The following is a 288-nucleotide window of genomic DNA, read 5'->3' on the forward strand; positions in this document are numbered from 1 at the left end:
GTCAGGGACATCATGACCGAACCAGCACACCGGATCGTCGCCGTCGACATCGTTGACGGCGTCGCACGAATCACCATGAACCACGGCCGGGTAAACGCATTAGGCCGGGAGTTGCGCGGGGCACTGAGCGATGCGCTCGAAAGGCTCGCCGGGGATCCAGCCGTCACTGCTGTCCTTTTGCTCGGCCAGCCCCAAGCATTCTCGGCCGGGGCGGACATCACCGAATTCAACAGCCCCGAATTTGGCACCCCCGGACGCGACAGCCGGCCCGCCGAACCGGATCTCGGG

General features: G+C 65.3%; 1 protein-coding gene. It reads left to right on the forward strand.

The genetic code is table 11. The features are described from left to right. Positions 1-288, forward strand: a 288-nt coding sequence (locus SB679_RS23775; protein ID WP_410704721.1) for an enoyl-CoA hydratase/isomerase family protein, incomplete at both ends; no start/stop codon positions are given.

Source organism: Chryseobacterium sp. SIMBA_029, assembly GCF_046535275.1.
In the GTDB taxonomy this organism is placed as follows: domain Bacteria; phylum Bacteroidota; class Bacteroidia; order Flavobacteriales; family Weeksellaceae; genus Chryseobacterium.